The sequence below is a fragment of the Rhodococcus sp. YH3-3 genome (assembly GCF_001653035.1).
In the GTDB taxonomy this organism is placed as follows: domain Bacteria; phylum Actinomycetota; class Actinomycetes; order Mycobacteriales; family Mycobacteriaceae; genus Rhodococcus_F; species Rhodococcus_F qingshengii.
This window is the reverse complement of record NZ_BCWH01000003.1, coordinates 33495-50793: the sequence shown is the minus strand read 5'-3', so window position 1 is coordinate 50793 and position 17299 is coordinate 33495. Positions and strand designations below refer to the sequence as shown.

At 64.9% G+C, this 17299-nt stretch carries 15 protein-coding genes and 1 pseudogene; 6 read left to right on the top strand and 10 right to left on the bottom strand.

Going from position 1 to position 17299, the window contains the following annotated elements; all coding sequences use genetic code 11:
* Positions 1-4 precede the first annotated feature (4 nt).
* Positions 5-262 carry a mycoredoxin gene (locus tag YH3_RS25345; protein ID WP_003942350.1) on the top strand — a complete coding sequence of 86 codons (258 nt, stop codon included), beginning with the start codon at positions 5-7 and terminating at the stop codon, positions 260-262.
* A gap of 14 nt (positions 263-276) precedes the next feature.
* On the opposite strand, the gene nudC is transcribed toward YH3_RS25345, so the two are convergent.
* A complete protein-coding gene (nudC, locus tag YH3_RS25340) occupies positions 277-1176 on the bottom strand; it encodes an NAD(+) diphosphatase (RefSeq protein WP_007731249.1) in 900 nt (299 codons plus the stop codon).
* Between the two features lie 38 nt (positions 1177-1214).
* Positions 1215-2282 carry a TrkA family potassium uptake protein gene (locus YH3_RS25335; RefSeq protein ID WP_003942296.1) on the bottom strand — a complete coding sequence of 356 codons (1068 nt, stop codon included), beginning with the start codon at positions 2280-2282 and terminating at the stop codon, positions 1215-1217.
* A gap of 156 nt (positions 2283-2438) precedes the next feature.
* Here YH3_RS25335 and YH3_RS25330 point away from each other — a divergent pair, with 156 nt between their 5' ends.
* Positions 2439-2840: a hypothetical protein gene (locus tag YH3_RS25330; RefSeq protein WP_003942341.1), complete on the top strand. Its 402-nt coding sequence runs from the start codon at positions 2439-2441 to the stop codon at positions 2838-2840.
* On the opposite strand, the gene YH3_RS25325 is transcribed toward YH3_RS25330, so the two are convergent.
* Entirely contained in the window at positions 2837-6229 is a 3393-nt protein-coding gene (locus YH3_RS25325) for an ATP-dependent DNA helicase (protein ID WP_064444283.1), read from the bottom strand. The genes YH3_RS25330 and YH3_RS25325 overlap by 4 nt on opposite strands.
* A pseudogene (locus YH3_RS25320) lies at positions 6230-9599 on the bottom strand (ATP-dependent helicase). It abuts the gene before it with no gap.
* Between the two features lie 52 nt (positions 9600-9651).
* Between YH3_RS25320 and YH3_RS25315 the strand changes: the two are divergent.
* Genes YH3_RS25315 through YH3_RS25305 form a run of 3 tightly spaced genes read left to right on the top strand, consistent with a single transcriptional unit; the run spans position 9652 to position 12543 of the window.
* A complete protein-coding gene (locus YH3_RS25315) occupies positions 9652-10440 on the top strand; it encodes an alpha/beta hydrolase (RefSeq protein ID WP_007731246.1) in 789 nt (262 codons plus the stop codon).
* Positions 10441-10450: 10 nt separating this feature from the next.
* Positions 10451-10747, top strand: coding sequence for an MGMT family protein (locus YH3_RS25310; RefSeq protein ID WP_003942322.1), 297 nt, complete (start codon positions 10451-10453; stop codon positions 10745-10747).
* 50 nt (positions 10748-10797) lie between these two features.
* On the top strand, positions 10798-12543 hold the full coding sequence (locus YH3_RS25305; RefSeq protein WP_064444642.1) for an NTP transferase domain-containing protein: 1746 nt from the start codon (positions 10798-10800) through the stop codon (positions 12541-12543).
* Positions 12544-12548: 5 nt separating this feature from the next.
* Here YH3_RS25305 and YH3_RS25300 read toward each other — a convergent pair whose 3' ends face one another.
* Both YH3_RS25300 and YH3_RS25295 read right to left on the bottom strand, forming a co-directional pair.
* A complete protein-coding gene (locus YH3_RS25300) occupies positions 12549-12893 on the bottom strand; it encodes a hypothetical protein (RefSeq protein ID WP_007731243.1) in 345 nt (114 codons plus the stop codon).
* Positions 12890-13468 carry a hypothetical protein gene (locus tag YH3_RS25295; protein ID WP_042922177.1) on the bottom strand — a complete coding sequence of 193 codons (579 nt, stop codon included), beginning with the start codon at positions 13466-13468 and terminating at the stop codon, positions 12890-12892. The genes YH3_RS25300 and YH3_RS25295 overlap by 4 nt, the downstream gene beginning before the upstream one ends.
* An 89-nt stretch (positions 13469-13557) precedes the next feature.
* On the opposite strand from YH3_RS25295, the gene YH3_RS25290 reads away from it, so the two are divergent.
* The gene (locus YH3_RS25290) at positions 13558-14325 is read left to right on the top strand and encodes a hypothetical protein (RefSeq protein ID WP_003942311.1); all 768 of its coding nucleotides are present in this window, start codon (positions 13558-13560) and stop codon (positions 14323-14325) included.
* 51 nt (positions 14326-14376) lie between these two features.
* On the opposite strand, the gene YH3_RS25285 is transcribed toward YH3_RS25290, so the two are convergent.
* From YH3_RS25285 to nirD, 4 genes are read right to left on the bottom strand one after another with little or no spacing between them, the layout of a single operon-like run.
* Positions 14377-15024 carry a maleylpyruvate isomerase family mycothiol-dependent enzyme gene (locus YH3_RS25285; RefSeq protein WP_007731241.1) on the bottom strand — a complete coding sequence of 216 codons (648 nt, stop codon included), beginning with the start codon at positions 15022-15024 and terminating at the stop codon, positions 14377-14379.
* Complete coding sequence (locus YH3_RS25280; protein ID WP_007731240.1) at positions 14969-15718, bottom strand: sirohydrochlorin chelatase; 750 nt, start codon at positions 15716-15718, stop codon at positions 14969-14971. The genes YH3_RS25285 and YH3_RS25280 overlap by 56 nt, the downstream gene beginning before the upstream one ends.
* Entirely contained in the window at positions 15705-16865 is a 1161-nt protein-coding gene (locus YH3_RS25275; RefSeq protein ID WP_064444282.1) for a uroporphyrinogen-III synthase, read from the bottom strand. The genes YH3_RS25280 and YH3_RS25275 overlap by 14 nt, the downstream gene beginning before the upstream one ends.
* Positions 16862-17275 (bottom strand): nitrite reductase small subunit NirD, encoded by a 414-nt coding sequence (gene nirD / locus YH3_RS25270; protein ID WP_007731236.1) that lies wholly within the window; start codon positions 17273-17275, stop codon positions 16862-16864. The genes YH3_RS25275 and nirD overlap by 4 nt, the downstream gene beginning before the upstream one ends.
* Between the last annotated feature and the right edge of the window lie 24 nt (positions 17276-17299).

Genomic DNA, 17299 nt, shown 5'->3' with positions numbered 1-17299 from the left:
GGCCGTGACTTCTACCGAAAATGCGCCTGCCCTGACCATCTACTCGACCACGTGGTGCGGCTACTGCCGTCGCCTCAAGACGCAGCTCAACGCGTCGGGGATCGAGTACACCGAGATCGACATCGAGAACGATCCGGCAGCAGCCGATTTCGTCGGCAGCGTCAACGGTGGCAATCACGTCGTTCCGACCGTGAAGTACGGCGACGGCAGCGTTGCGACCAACCCGTCGCTCAACCAGGTCAAGCAGGCTCTGGGTCTGTAGACCTTCTCCGGCTGCTACTTGACCCAGCTCTCGAGCATTCCGCGAGCGATGGAGATCGACCCGGGCAGCAGCAGTGGCGCGTCCGCTTCCGAACCCCAGTCGCCGAGTTCGAGAGCGGCGCGCACCTCGTCCTTCGTGAACCAGGTGCCCTCGGCGATCTCGCCGTCCGCGAACAGCAGCGGAGCGGCGGGGTCGCCGATTGCGGCGAAGCCCAACATCACCGAGCGAGGGAACGGCCAAGGCTGGCTCCCGAGGTATCGAACGCTGTGCACGTCGATACCGACTTCTTCCTTGATCTCGCGGACAACACACGTTTCGAGTGACTCCCCGGCCTCGACGAATCCCGCGAGAATCGAGAAACGGCGCTGCGGCCAGGTCGGCTGACGCGCGAGTAGAACTCGATCGCCGCCGTCGTGCACCAGGCAGATGACCGCCGGATCCGTTCGGGGAAACTCCTCGTGGCCGGTGGACGTGGAAATGCGTGACCAGCCGGACATCGTGGGTTCACTCGGTGCGCCGTCGATAGCGCTGAATCCGGCACTGTCGTGCCAGTTGAGAATCGCGACGGCACCGGTCAACAAACCGGCGTCCGCGTCGTCGAGTGTTCCGCCGAGCATCCGCAATTCAGACAAAGTGCCCGCCAGCAGCGACACCCGCACCGCCCAGACGTGGCGATTCTCCCGAATTCCCAGGAAGACCGCGCCGCGCACCGGTTCGGGCCCCAACTCGGTTGCCTCGGCGAAGACCAATTGACCTTCCGGCGACACCTTGACCTGACCCCGTGAATTCACACGGAGGAGCAGTGCGTCCGCCCAACCCGTCGTCAGTGCAGCGGCGTCCGACCGCAATTCCTCGGCGCGGCCGACGCTCGAGCGTGAGAGCAGAGGTGTTTCGGTCAGCTGGAAGTCGTTCACGCTCACGACATTACTGCGCGCACGAAGCTCGGTAACACTCAGTTCGTGACGCGGCGAATGTAGAGCAGTCGATCGTTCTCTTCGACGGCGTCCACCTCGGGTGAACCGACGCGAACCAGACGGCCGTCACGAACGACCCCGAGCACGATGTCGGAGAGATGACGCGGAGAGCCGCCGACCTCGTCGCGCTCGACGGCACGCTCGGCAATCGCGAATCCGGCCTCCGGAGTCAGCAGGTCTTCGATCATCTCCACGACGGTCGGCGTCGTGGTCGCGATGCCGAGGAGTCGACCCGCCGTCTCCGAGGACACGACGACGGAGTCTGCGCCGGACTGACGCAGAAGATGCGCGTTGTCGGCTTCACGGATGGCTGCGGCGATCTTGGCTTTCGGCGCGATTTCGCGGGCTGTCAGCGTCACGAGCACTGCGGTGTCGTCACGGTTGGTTGCCACGATGATCGACGACGCATTCTGCGCACCTGCCAACCGAAGTACGTCCGATTTCGTCGCCGAACCGAACACCGTCACCAGGCCCTTGCTCGCCGCCGAATCGAGGACGGTCTGATCGGTGTCCACGACCACGATCTCCGACGCCGGTACACCGTCACCGAGCATTGCTTCGATTGCCGTCCGCCCCTTGGTCCCGTATCCGACGACGACGGTGTGATTACGCACGTGCTGCCTCCAACGCTGAATTTTGAACGCCTGACGCGAACTCTCGGTCAGAGCTGAAAGTGTGGTTCCGACCAACACGATCAAGAAGAAGATCCGAAGTGGCGTGATCAACAGGACGTTGACCAGGCGCGCCGACGGCGTGAACGGAGTGATATCGCCGTAACCGGTGGTCGAGAGCGAAACCGTCGCATAGTAAATGCAGTCGAGCAGCGACAGCTCGTTGTCCTGTGCGTCCCGGTATCCCGCGCGATCGATGTACACGATCAACACGGCGGCGCCGAGAGCACCCAACGCGATGAGAACTCGCTTGTAGATGGCCCGCGCCGGACTTGTCTGTAGCTGGGGAATGCGCAGCACCCCGACAAGGGCGAAGTCAGGCTGATCGGTCAATGCTTCCGACCTGGTCAAACGCGCCCGGAGCTTACCGGCCATACATCGACTCTCTCACTCGAACTTACGAAATACCTACACAGACATCGGCAGGCAGCGTAACCCTCGAAGATCGACTTCGGAACTCGGGCGCCGAATAGCGCGCGGGTCGTGGCGCCGGTAGTGGCAAGAAGGTCCACCGTGAGGCAGGCTGGGCAAATGCCTTTCACCGGTTCGACGTCCACTCCCAGCCAAGCGGCCGCTCTTCGTTTGTCGGCCCTCCTTCTCGGCGCCGGCACCATGCATTTCGTGGCGCCTTCCTTCTTCGACAGCACCGTTCCCCGCCAGCTTCCCGGACAGGCCCGCACCTACACCCAGGTGTCCGGCGTCGCGGAACTGGCGATCGGCGCTGCCTTGGCCGTGCCGAAGACCCGCAAGCTCGGCGCGGGCCTTGCCGCCGCGCTCTTTGTTGCCGTGTTCCCCGCCAACATCCAGATGGCGATCGACTGGTGCCGAAGCCCGAAGACGTCCACACCGCAGAAGATCGGTTCGATCGCACGTCTTCCCCTGCAGGTTCCGCTGGTGACCGAAGCACTCAAGGCTCGTCGAAACGCAAGCTAATCTTGCGCGCCTGCCGTTCGGATGAGGCGAGCGAGAGCCTCACCGTCCGGCAGGTTCTCGGGTGCGATGGTGCGACCCGATCGAACGTAGTGAAACGCCGCCCGCACCTTGTCGGCCGGAAACTGTTCGTTGCGCCCCGCCGAACGGGCTCTGGCGGACATCAATTCGGCCCAGGCCACCCGATACGCGGCCAACTGCATCACAACAGCGTCCTCGTTGGCGGCCGACGGTTCGGCACCGGTCTTCCAGTCGATCACCGTCCATCCGCCGTCGGGATCGGCGAACACAGCGTCGATCCGACCGCGGAGAACCGTTCCGGCAATGGATGTTTCGAAAGGAACTTCCACTTCGATCGGGCTGCGATTGGCCCACGGGGACCGCAGGAACGCATCCTGAAGTTTCACCAGATCGGTCTCGGGACCCGCGCCGGTATCCGCGGCGCCGGGTAGTTCGTCGAGATCCAACAGTCGGGTCGCACCGAACCTTCGCTCGATCCAGGCGTGAAAAGCCGTGCCGCGCCGAGCGAGCGGGTTCGGTGGGTACGGCAGTGGTCTACGCAGCCGTGCCGCGAGTTCATCAGGATCTGCCTTGAGGTCGACGAGCTGAGTCACCGAAAGCTGCGCCGGGAGAATCACTTCGGCACGCGCGTTTGCCCGGGCTTCGCGCTCGGCCAAGAGCACGTCGACGTCCGAGGCCCAGTTCTCCGGATCGTCCTCCGGTTCTTCCGTCTCTTCGCTGTCTTGCGGCAGCGATGCAAGTGCGGACAGGACGCTTGCGGCTCCGGCCTCGACCGCGCCGCGCCGCGCACCCAGCGGATCCGGCGGCCACTGCGCAGTACGGGGTGTGGAGGCCAACGGGTTCTCGGTGTCGGGTTCCGGTGCAGGCGCCCATTCCTCCACGACGCCGATCGCACCGCGTGAGTCTTCTTCACCGGCATCGTTTTCGGCCGTGACCATCTGATGCAGCTCGTCCAGGAACTCCGAAGGCCCCTTCGGTTCCGAACCGGATTCCGCCCAGTGATGCGCCGAGATGAACAGCGCCCGTTCGGTTCTGGTCAGCGCGACGTAGAACAGTCGCCGGTCCTCGTCCAGTCGACGGTTGGACAAGGCCTTCTTGTGCGCCGTGATCGCGTTCTCGAGGTCCTTGCGGTTGTAGAGCTCCTCGAGGTCGAGCACCGGAACTCCGTCGGCCGAATCCGCGTCGACGGCCCGGTCACCACGCAACGACGGTGGCAGTTCGGCGAGCGCCCCGAGCCACGATCCGGACGCGGTGGACGAGGGGAACACCCCGTCGCTGACATGCGGGATCGCCACTACTTCCCATTCGAGCCCCTTCGCCGAGTGCACGGTCAAGATCTGCACGCGATCCGGCGCCACCTCCACTTCGCCCGGAGTGAGGCCCTTTTCGATCTGTTCGGCGGCCGCGAAGAATGCGAGCATCCCGGGCAGATTGGCTGTTGGACGCGTCGCGTAATTGGCGACGACGTCGGCAAATGCGTCGAGATGCTCGCGGCCCGCGGTCCCGACGACACCGACTCGGGTTCGCGCGCCTGCCTCGATTCCGATACCGAGCACCCGCTCGACCTCCGCCACCAGTTCGGTGAGCGGCTGGCCGATACGTTCGCGCAACGACTCCAACTCTGCCGCTATCGCGTTGATGCGTGTGTACCCGAGAGCTGAATAGCGTTCTGCCGGGCCTGGATCGGAGATCGAATCGACCAATCCTGCTTGCTCGGCGTTCTCCCCCGGCAGCGCGTCCTGAACTGCCGAGGTGAGCGCCTCGGCGTCGGTGACCGCACCCGCTGTTCCGTATCCGGCGGAGATGGCAAGTTCGCGGGAGCGTTGCGAGAGTGCGGCGAGGTCCTTCGCGCCGATCTGCCATCTCGCTCCGGTGAGCAGCCGAACGGCGGCGCTGCCCGCCAGCGGATCGGCGACCACTCGGAGCATGGCGATCACGTCCGCCACCTCGGGTGTGTGCAGGAGCCCACCGAGTCCGACCACTTCGACCGGCAGACCTTTGGACCGCAAAGCCTCGGCCAGCGGGGCAGCATCGGCGTTGCGGCGGATCAACACCGCTGCCGTGGGCGTCGGGCGGTCTTCGGCACGTGCCGCCTCGTATTCTTCGGCGATCTTCTCCGCAACCCACTGACGTTCCTGTTCGACGTCTCCCAGCAGCGCCAGTCGAACGTCTCCGGCGACGGCTCCCGGCCGCGCACGAAGTGTGCTGACGGCCACACCGCGTCGGCGCAACGGTGCCGACGACAGGTTTGCCAGTTCGAGAGCCTCCGGCGGGTTACGCCAACTGGTGAGCAGTTCGAGCGTCGGAGCCGGCTTTCCGTTGGCAAGCGGGAAGTCGGTTGCAAACCGTGGCAGGTTGGCCGCCGACGCGCCTCGCCAACCGTAGATCGACTGCATCGGATCGCCGACGGCTGTCAGCGCCAACCGGCCGTCGGCTCCCCCACCGAACAACGAGGACAACAACACTCGCTGAGCGTGACCGGTGTCCTGGTACTCGTCGAGAAGAACTACCCGAAAGCGCTCACGCTCGGTTTGCCCGACCTCGGGATGTTCGGAGGCGACACGGGCCGACAGCGACATCTGGCTGCCGAAATCCAATGCGCCTTCACGCCGCAGCGTCTCACCCAGCCGGGCAACGAGGGGCAGTAGCTCGATGCGTTTGTGTTGCACATCAAGGTAATTCAACAGCTCTTTGCTCGGCCCACCCCGCTGTTTCGGACCGGCGGGCAGAGTGTGAATCAGCTTGTCCAACTCGGTGTGAGCCTCGAGCAACTGCTCGGGGTCGACCAGGTGCTCCGCCAACTGACCGGCAAGGGCCAGAACGGTTTCGGTGATGGACCCCGGATTCTTGTCGGTGTCCAGATCACTGTCCCAGCCGCTCACGACGCGGTGCGCAACCTGCCACAGTTCGGTCTCGGACAACAGCGTCGCCGAGGGTTCGATCGGCAACAGCAATCCGTGCTCGGACAGCAACCGTCCCGCGTAAGCATGGTAGGTACTGACTTCGGGTTCCCCGGCCAGAATCCGGGAACGCACTCCGCCGGTCGGGTCGAGTGCCCGCAAAACGTCCGAACCCGCCAGTCGCGCCAAGCGCTTGCGGATTCGCGACGTGAGCTGTTGTGCCGCTTTGCGCGTGAAGGTCAATCCGAGAACGGCCTCGGGATCGACGAAGCCGTTGGCCACCAGCCACACGACGCGAGCAGCCATCGTCTCGGTCTTACCGGCACCGGCACCGGCGACGACCAATGTCGGACCGAGCGGTGCGGCGATGACAGCCGCCTGTTCCGGCGTCGGCGGGTGTTGACCGAGCGCGACCGCCAGGTCGACAGGATCGATCTTCGGTCGGCGTGCCTTCTGCGTCGCGGCAGCCACTTAGTTACTCACCTGTCGTCCCTCGTCGTGTGCCGGGCAACTCGAGCGCACCGGGCAATGTCTACATCCGTCGTTGACCCTGGCCAGATACTGCGGCCCTTGGGTCGCTGCCGCTGCGTTGTGGATGACGTCTCGCCACATCTCGACGGCTTCGGCCGTCAGCGGCGGCTGAACTCGCTGCGCCGCACCGTCTTTCTTGTTGGACTTGGCCACGAATACCAGGCGTGCACCGCCGGGTTGTGTGGCCGGTTCGCCGGCAATCGCACCTTCGGCCGCTGCGACCTGGTACGCCGCCAACTGCGCGTGAGATTGCGCGGCCTCGTTGCTGACAGGGTTTCGCGCAGTCTTGACGTCGACAACCACCGGACGGCCTTCGGTGTCGCGCTCGAGCCGGTCGATCCGGCCACGAAGCTTGACCGCAGGCGCTCCCTCCTCACGTGGTTCGAGGACCCCCTCGACCGCGACCTCGACGCCGACTTCGGTCAGTTCGCCGCGAGTTGCGTTCATCCAGGCGGTGAACGTCGCCAGCATCTCCCGAGTTCGATTGAGTTCGCGGCGCGAGTACCACTGCGATCCCAGATCGATGGATTCCCAGGCATTTTCGAGTGCCTTCTCGACCTGATCCGGTGGAATCCGGCCGGCCAATGCCTGCACCAAGGTATGGACCAGCGTACCGGCGATCGCATGAGTGTTGTCTCCGTCGCTGCCGCCATGACGCTCGAACACCCATCGGAGAGGGCATGTTTCGAGAAGCTCGATGGTGGACGGCGATAGTGAAACCGGTCCGTCCTCGGGCTGCCACATGGGAGCAGCGGTACTCGGCTCGGCTGTGCCGTACCACTGATCCGGGTGCGCGCCGCGTACCCCGGCAGCAGCCAGACGTGCCAACTGGCGAGCGGCCCGGGAATGCTTCTCGGGGTCGAAATGCGCGATGTCGGGATCACACACGACGCTGCGAAGCTGTGCGACCAGTGCAGGCAGCGACAGAACCCGGGTATCCCCGGTCTCGGGTGCAACGACGTCGAGATCGGAGGACGGATCGTCCGAGTAGGCGTCACCACGGATCAATTCGTCCACGAACCGCGAAGGCACCAAGTCGGTGTCCCCCGAAGCCGATTCGACTGCGGTGATCAGCAGACGGCGACGAGCACGGCTACAGGCAACCAGGAACAACCTGCGTTCTTCGGCCAGAAGCGGTGCGGTTCGCGAGAGTCGTTCGGCAGCCGAGTCACTGCCGTCGGAGACTCCGTTGACCAGGTCGATCAGCGCTTCGGTACGCAGTAGCGATCCGCGTGCCCGCAAACTCGGCCAGAGCCCCGCCCCCCCCCCCCCCCCCCGCCACTGCCACGACCGCCCATTCGCGACCCGCCGCGGCGTGAGCGCTGACCACGGTGACGGCGTCGGGAGTGATGACCGACCGGCTCCGCGAGTCGGTCGGTATCTCCTGGCTGGTCAAGTAGTCGACGAAACCGGCGAGTTGCGAACGCGGCAACCGGTCGACGTAGTTGGCGGCCGCGTCGAAAAGTGCGACGACTGCGTCGAGGTCTCGATCGGCCTGTGAGCCGATAGGCCCGCCGCGCGCCGACGCAGCCGCCCAGCGTCGTTCCAGCCCCGTCGCCTGCCATGCCGCCCACAGAACTTCTTCGACCCCGAGACCTCGCTCGAGAGGCACTCGGGCCTTGCGAAGGACCGACAGCACGCGATTGAGTGCCGCAGCTTCGACGTCTGTCAACTTGCCCATGAGGCGCTTGGACTGCGCACGATCCTCGTCGATCAGAATGAGCCGCAACAACTCCGAGGAGTCCCGATCACTTCCCGATGCCAACTCGACCCGGCGCAGGCCACGACGCAACCGGCGCAGGGTGACCGGCTCGGCGCCGCCGATGGGACCGGCCATCAGGGCAAGCGCGTCGTCGCCGGTGAACTGATCGCCGCCGAGCGCCCGAAGGACCAGCAGCAGGCCGGACACTCCGTGTTGCCTGGCCAGCGGCAATTCGGTGGCAGCGGTCGTGACGGGTACCCCGGCCGCGAGCAGCGCTCGCCGGAGAGGGGCGAGAGTGCGCGGGACCGACCGAACGATGACGGCCATGTCGGACCAAGCAATCCCGTCCAGCAGATGCGCCCGGCGCAAGGTATCTGCGACGACTGCCGCTTCTTTGGCCGTCGTACCGAGAACCCGCACCGACGCCCGCCCCGGGTCCTCATCGGTGAGATCGGATGGAACCGCGATGCGATGAGCGAGGTTGCCGGGCAGCCGCGCAGCGATCTTCGCCGCGATCGACGCGACGTCGGCGTTGTTGCGAAACGTGGTGGGCAGGACGATCTGGCGCTCGTCTCCGCGCTCGGCGAGTCCGAGTAGGAACGCCGAATCCGCACCGCGGAACCCGAAGACCGACTGATCGGGATCACCGGCGATGACCGTGCCCGCAGTTGCGGTTCCGATCAGCCGAACCAGCTGCGCCGCCTGCGGATCCAGATGTTGTGCGTCGTCGACGAGTAGGTGCCGGATCCGAGCGCGCTCGGAGCGAAGCAATTCGGGATCGGTGCCGAACGCGGTCAATGCCGCACCGATCAACTCGGCCGCGTCGAGTGCCGGCGCCGTCGCCTCCGGAGCCTCGACACCGACACTGCCGCGTAGCAGCACGCCTTGCTCGTAGGCCTCGGCGAACCGCCCGGCCGCCACCCACTCCGGACGTCCACGCTTCTTGCCGAGCTTGACCAGATCTTCGGGACCGAGTCCGCGCTCGTTCGCTCGCAACATCAGATCTCGAAGTTCGACGGCAAAGCCGTTCAAACCCAATGCGGGTCGCAGGCGCTCCGGCCACCGGAGCGCACCGTCTTCGATGTCGCCGCGCAACATCTCTCGGAGCACCGAGTCCTGCTCGGCGCCGGTGATCAGGCGTGGCGGCGCGTTGCCGTGCGCTGCGGCTTGAAGCCGGAGTACGGCAAAGGCGTACGAGTGAACGGTGCGGACCAACGGCTCACGAGTTGCCTGCGGTCCGCGTTCTTGTTCGTACCCGAGCAACCCGGCCGTGATCTGCTCGCGGACCTGCGTCGCTGCCCGGCGCGACTGGGTGAGCACCAGGACCGATTCAGGATCTTCGCCACCGGAGATCTTCTGCACTGCCAGATCCACGAGAAGGGACGTCTTGCCCGTTCCGGGGCTGCCGAGTACCTGCCAGGGACTCCAGGCGGCCCCCGAGCCGAATGAAACAGGGCCGAACGCGAGTTGGAAAGGATCCTCGGACGGCGGCGCGAACAGCCGGGCCGTCCCTTCGTCCCATGTTCGGGGTATCGGAGACGGCGCAGTTCGGTGCACCAACCGCGCCCGCGGGATGGTGACCTTGCTGCGTGTTGCCCTCTCACTCACCCAGGCATTCCACCAGAGCGCACCGACAACTCACACATCGCCTGCTTCCGGCATGATTGACCTCGTGTCTGCACTCCATACGTATCTCTACGGACCCGTCGGGGCACCGGAGATCCTTTCGCTGCACGGTCTGACCGGTCACGGCCGACGTTGGCAGTCGATGGCCGAGAACCAACTGCCCGAAGCGCGCTGGATCTCGCCGGATCTACGCGGTCACGGGCGTTCCACCTGGGCTCCTCCGTGGAACATCGAATCCCACGTGGCGAGCCTGCTGGAGACGCTCGACGAACATGCCACCGGACCGGTGGTGATCGTCGCGCATTCTTTCGGCGGAATGCTGGCGCTGCACCTCGCGGCCACCGCACCGGAACGCATTCGTGGGCTCGTCCTGCTCGACCCGGCGATCGGGTTGGATCCGACTTTCATGCAGGAAGTGGCCGAACTCACAATCGGCTCACCGGATTACACCGATGCGGCAGAGGCCTACTCCGAGAAGATTCACGGCTCGTGGGGTGAGGTTCCCACCCAGGACCTCGACGTCGAGATGGCTGAACACCTGATCGAACTGGGCAACGGACGCGTCAACTGGCGCCTGTCCACACCCGCGATCGTGACCGGGTGGGGCGAACTCGCTCGCCCGATCGTGCTGCCTCCGTCGTCGATGCCAACCGTGCTGGTTCAGGCGATGAAGGTCCAACCGCCGTACGTCACCGACGAGTTCCGGGCAGCGCTCACCGAGCACCTCGGTGAAAATCTGACCGGTGTCGAATTCGACTGTGACCACATGGTCCCGCACGTGCGGGCCGACGAAGTCGCCGCCCTCGTTCGCAGCATGCTCTGAAGGAACCGACATGGCAGCCACCACCGAAGAGCAGATCGAAGAGGTACGGCGCCTCATCGCGTCGATTCCGGCCGGTTTCGTGGCGACGTACGGCGATATCGCTGATGCTGCAGGACTTTCCAGTGCTCGCACGGTCGGTTGGATCATGCGAACGGACTCTGCCGACCTGCCGTGGCATCGGGTTCTCGGCGCCTCCGGCAAACCGTCGGCGCACCTGGCTCATCGTCAGATCGCCAAGCTCGAACTCGAAGGCGTGCCGATCAAGGACGGTCGGATCGACCTGAAGAAAGCTCGGTATCACTTCTGATTCACGTGTCACCGGTCGTCGTGACGCGGGCGATGGGGCAGCATGGAGGTATGACCGTCACGCCGCCGACCGCCGCCCTCATTCTGGCGGGTGGTCGCGGGACCCGAATGGGTGGTGTCGACAAACCCGGCCTGCTCGTTCACGGCCGCAGGCTCCTCGACATCGCGCTTTCAGCGACGGCGCATCTGGACGCCGTCGTCGTGGTCGGTCCACATCGCCCTGAACTTGATCCTGGCATCACTCAAACTCAGGAAACTCCGGCCGGAGCCGGCCCTGTCGAGGCGATCTGGGCCGGATTGTCTGCGACCCGGTTACCCGATGACGCCGTGGTGGTGGTCCTGGCGTCCGATCTGCCGCACATCGAGGCCGTATCAGTCGACGCTTTGATAGCTGCCACGTCGACGGACAGTCCGGTGACGTGTGCCGTGGACGAGAACAACCGAACCCAATTCCTGCTCTCCGCGTGGACATTTCGCGAGCTCCGGCAACGCCTGTCCACATTGCGGGAGAGTTCGGGGTTGGAGAATCAACCTATGAAAGCGATTGTCACCGAACCGTTCTCGACGCTGCGTGTCACTGGCACCACTGACTGCGACACACCGGCGGACATCGACCGCGCGCGAAACCATCCGCGCCTGACAATCGAGCAAGCCCGCGCCGCCGTCAGGAACTCACTGACAGCATTGTCACCACACCGGGCCGCCCTCACCGACAGTCTCGGAGCAACGCTCGCGCAGCCTCTCGTCGCCCTGGGTGATCTTCCTCGATCCGATGTCTCGGCGATGGACGGGTACGCCGTCTCCGGCGAGGGTCCCTGGCGAATCCGCACCGAGATCCGTATCGCGGGCGCCGACGGGCAACTCGAACTCGGTGAAGGCGAAGCGATTCGCATTGCCACGGGAGCACACCTGCCCCTCGGCGCCACCTCGGTGATTCGTGACGAGTATCTGTCCGTCGACGAGCCATCTCGGATGGTACGGAGACTGCCGGATGCGCCGCACCGCAACGACGCTCGACCACGAGGGGAAGATTGGACCACCGGATTCACGATCGCCCCGACTGGTACCGCGGTGACTCCGGCGGTGGTCTCCGCAGCTGCCAGCGGTGAGGTGTTCGACGCCCTCGTCCGTGGTCCGGTACGGGCACGCGTGACAGTCACCGGCGACGAGATCCGGCGGACCGGTCCACTGCGTGAAGGTCAGACCCGCGACTCCGTCGGTGGGATTCTCCCCTACCTACTGGAAAGCAACGGCGTACGGTGCGTGGCGGATTCGCACCTGAGGGACACGGCCGACAGTTTCGAGCGTGTACTGGCGGATGCGACTGAACAGGACCTGCTTGTTGTCATTGGTGCCACGGGCGGCGGCGCTGCCGACGAAATGCGCAGTGCGCTCGATCGACTCGGCGCTCGCACGATTGTCGGGCGAGTCGCCTCGCGCCCGGGCGGATCTCAGATAACGGCTGTCCTGCCCAGTGGTCGGGTGGTTCTCGGCCTCCCCGGCAACCCGTACGCCGCAGTGACCACCCTGTTGACGATGCTGCCCACCGTCGTGGCCGCCTTGACGGGAAGCGACACACCACCGCGACTGCTCGGCATCATCGAGAACGCCGCTGCGGTGACTTCCGATGCGGTACGCCTACTGCCGGTCACACAATCCGCCGACGGTCGCTGGCGCGCCGAACCGTCTGTACGTACCGCACACCTGGCGGGGTTGATCGGGCGCTCCGCGTTTGCACTCGTTCCGCCACACGCGGAAGACGATGCCGTCGCCGAAGTGGTTGTCCTCCCACGCTGATCGGGTCAGTCGTTTGGGCGCCTACGCCGGTTGACCCCGACCACGCCGACCACTATCGCAAGCACCAGCGAATACACGCCCCACAGCACCAAGAACGGCAGCAGCCACCCGGCATCAACGGTCTGACCGCGCGGTCCGACGCAATACAGCGTGAAATTGGTGGACGTACCGTCGCCGTCGGAAAAGGTATCCGAGACGACCATCGCGCTCGATGTGGGAGCTTCACAGAAAATCGGCGCCAAATGAGCGACCTGTCCTGGCCAGATCACCGAAGACAGTAGTGCAGCAAAGATTCCCACGACCACGATCACCACTACGGAGATCAGCAACGGAGCGATACGGCGGCTCACAGCGGGTGCACCAGGAAGGGAGTTCCGTCAGGCTCGAAGACCACCAGCGCCCGCGAGCGTGGAGATTCCACCATCACGGATGCGCGAATCGCCTCGGTGCGACTGACCGAGATCCCGGTGACTTCGCCGTCGTCGACACCGCTGTTCTCCAGCGCGTCGTCGACCAACTTCTCGAGGTTCGTCAATGCCGGCACTTGATCCAGCGTGAACGATCGTGCATCGAGATCGTCGGTGACACTGACTTGCACGGGGCTCGGCTCGCCGAGAATGACTCCGTCGAAAGAGAATCTGTCGAGCTGGGTCGGCTTCCCGGGGTCTCGAACGGTGACTCCGAGCGTCTCGATCGGGCTGATGTCGATGCTGGTCACCGATACCGCGTCGACGCCGTATCTATGTGCGAGGCTGTCGAACCCGCCTCGCACCAACTCCGACGTCATCCCACCGCCACGTTCGCGCATCTGATTGTCGAAATCCATCCGATCGACGGCACCGATACATCCGCTCAGACTCGTGGCCGCCAAAGCGATGGCTACCGTCCACAGCGCCGACCGCACCTGCGAGGACGCGAATTTCATGAGCGGAGCGTACCGCGAGTGTCCGGTTCCATCCCGGTGGACTGCGCGTCGCACGAATTACTGTCGGCGACTCGTGGGATCATCGCGCCATGAATCGTGTCGACGAAGGATTCGAACCGCCGGACGCATTGGTCGAGTGGTGCCGCTCCCGCACCTTTCCACTGCACGTCCTCGACGACGAAGCCACCGTCGACCTGGATTGGTGGAACGCCCACCTGAAGGACGCCGGCCACACCATCAGCCTGCGCGGGCGTGATCTCGACGGCAAAGTGATCACCGAAGGCCGAGCCATCGTTCAACGCAACGACCTTCGCCCGTCGAGCGATCTCGTTGTCGCCCAGCACGACGGCCTCGGACTACTGTTTCTCTGCGCGGCCTGGCAGGGCTCGCACGAGAGCCGACGGTTCACACGGCGGTTCCCCAACGTCTTCAATCCCCATCACCGCGAGGACGAGGATCCGCTGACCCAGATCACAGCCATTCTCGATCACTGCTCGAAAAACAAGTCGATGCCCGTCGTCCGGCGCGACACCTGGTCCGGGTGGCCACTCACCCCCGGTGTCGGGGTATCGCTGATGGCCGCTTTCATGTGGGCAGTGGGCGTACAGGACGAAGGCCGACGCGCTCAGATGATCGACCAGTACGGAGTCTCGACGCTCATCCACGAGGGCTGGCTCGAGGATCCTTCCGTCACCGGCTTCACGACGCGTCGCTACCGCCGGTACTGCGAACTTCTCGACAGCTGGGCCTATGCCGCCGGCACCCAACCCGAGATCGTCGAGATGTGGTTGGTGAAAAGGTGGAGTGCGCGATTGGCCCAAGCACGCAACGACGTGAGCGCCCCCACCCTGTTCTAACTCTCAGAACGGCTGTATCTCAGAACGGCTGCATCTCAGAACGGCTGCATCTCAGAACGGCCAGGCAGGGAGAGTCGGCAGCCCCACCCTCGTCGGCCTCCCGACCAACCAGGCCAAGGTCTCCGCGTCGGACAGCGACGGCACTCGTACACCCGGGACCGCCGTCTCGAGTGCGCCCAACTGACTGGCGAGAGTGAATTCCACGAACTCGGCAGGCCAGTCGTGGCAGGTGTAACCGATGTCGAGGTCCATCAGGTGAATTTCGATCTCGTTCCAGCGCAGGATCGGTAGATCGAATGCCGTCACAGGTTTGCGCCACGGCACCGGTGTGTCCAGTCGATCTGTCGGGATCTCGCACAACGCGTCGACCAGCCTCGTTCCCGAGAAGCGGTAGTCGAGGGCCAACAATTCAGCCGGGCGATCTGCGCCCTCTTCGATTGCAGCATTGCGCGCATCCGGCCCCCCTGGATACATCTCCCCCGATTCGCCGCCCTGCACGCCGGCAACAAATCTGCCCAGCGCGTCGGCGTTGCGCGACATGTGCGTCACGACGTGTCCCCGACTCCACCCGGGGAGCCCGGAGGGCTCCCGCGCCTGCTCTTCGGTCAGTGCACCGATGAGAGCCTGTGCCTTGACGTCGGATTCACGAACTGCTGCGACCAGGTCGGCATACGTCGGCGTTACGGAGTGAGACGTCATGCAGCGATACTAGTTCCCTTCGCGCACTCTCATACCGATTCACGACAAGGTCCACCACTCCCGGATCGACGCCGAGCGGTTCGGTCACACCATCGGCTCCTGCAGCGTGCAACCTTTCGTGGAACAGCCCGTGCGCGAGGAGGTACGAGGCGACAAAAACTCGCTTCGCGCCGCGAACGCGTGCTGCTGCAACAACATCGGCTACCTTCGGCTCCCCGGTCGCGATGTACCCGATGTCGACACGAGTCCCCGCCGCTTCGGCAAGCATCAGCGCAGCACGCTCGACGTCTCGCAGCGCCCGCGCATCGGAGGACCCGGCGGCAGCAAGCACTATCGCGTCACCCGGATTCCACCCCGCCTCGGTCAAGCGTCGGAGCAGCACGCGCGCAAGCGCCGGATCGGGTCCGAGTGCGGGCGTCACACTCACAGCCGAGTGCTCACTGAGCGTCACTTCGCGTCGAACATCGGTGTGAACGTGGTAGCCGGACGCCAGGAACGCCGGTACGAGAATCGCTCGCCCCGGAGTGTCCCGGAGGACTTCCGAAGGTGACGGACCGAGCACATCGACAAAGGCAACGCGCGTGCGTCCGACGCGCGTGCCGACGGCTTCGGCCAGGGCGGCAACCATTTCCACGCCACGTGCACTACGCGTGCCGTGAGCTACCAGTACGAGTACATCGTCATCGCGTTGCATAGTCACCGGGATTCTGTACGTAGTCGCCGGGGTCGAGGGCAAGTCGATAGCCCCGCTTGACCACCGTCTGAACGGCTTTGGGCGCACCGAGGCACGCGCGCAATCGGGCGACGGCGGTCTCGACGGCGTGGGTGTCGCCGCCGCCGCCGGGAAGAGAAGCCAGAAGTTCGTCGCGGGAGACGACTCGACCGGGACTCGCACCGAGAGTGCGGATCAACGACATCGCAGCCGGCGGCAATTGCTTCACATCACCGTCCACGACTACGCAACCGCCGCGAATGCTGATTTCGTGTTCGCCGGCTTGAATCTTGTTGGCTCGCTGCGGGAGTTCGTCGACGATGTGTCTCGCGAGCGCGCCCAGACGTGCCCGCGCCGGGGCTGTGGTCGGTACATTCAAGGCTTCGAGCGGCGCCGAGGTGACCGGGCCGACGCACATGGCCGCCACCGGACCCCGCATCGCGTCGAGAATGTCTCCGAGATCCCCGGTCTTGTCGGCGCGCATCAACATCGAGGCTACGGCCGGTGCACTGGTGAAACTGACGGCGTCGATTCCGGCTGACGCTATGGCGTCGATCATCCGGTCGAGCAGCGTCGGATCCTCCGGCGGTTCCCATCGATAGACGGGCACCGCGATGACCTCGGCGCCGGCCTCGCGCAACACCTGACAGAAGTCGGGAATCGGCTCCCACTCGGTGGTCGCACCATGCAGTTGTACAGCGATCCGCTTTCCCGAGACACCTTCTGCCAGAAGATGTTCGAGCACCTCGGCGGAAGACTCGGATGCCGGTGACCATTCCTCACGAAGGTCGGCCGCGCGGATTGCTCCCTTGGCCTTCGGTCCTCGCGCGAGTAGACGAGCCGAACCGAGCGCAGAACCGAGACTTTCGGCTTCGCCCCATCCGTCGGCGGCTTCCAGCCAACCCCGGAATCCGATCCCGGTGGTGGCGACAACCACCTCGGGAGGATCCGAGATGATCTGCTGTGTCACCCTTTCGAGCTCACGGTCGTCGGCCAACGGAATGATTCGAATCGCCGGAGCGTGAACGACATCCGCTCCCCGACGAGTCAGCAAGGTCGCGAACTCCTCGGCGCGGCGCGAAGCAGTGATACCTACCGTGAATCCAGCCAACGGCATGTCGTCACTCACGAGACTGCATCGGAGACAGTCGAGCGAACGCCCTGCATCTGCAAGCTGTGTACCTGAACGACTCCAGCCCACACGCGAACGCCGTACACCGGCAGCGCAACCGACAAGTCGTCCAGCGCCCGGCCGTCGACCAGCGAGAACGCCTGCTTGAGCAGTGGCGAGACCACGATCGGTTCACCGTCCCGGTCGCCGACGAGTCCGCGAGACATCACCGCGGCGCGGCCGTACGGATCGAAGTTGCTGACAGCCCGGAGTGTGCCGTCCTCGAGTAGGAACAGTGCCACCTGCTCGCCGCCGCGAAGAAGCACGGCAACTCCGCGCCCAGGGATCAGATGGCTCAGCGGGCAGGCCGACGTCCATTCGAGTCGATCCGAATCCAGCTTGGCGATCTGCGCATCGATGACACTCATCGAAGTCCTCCTGTCGATCCGGCG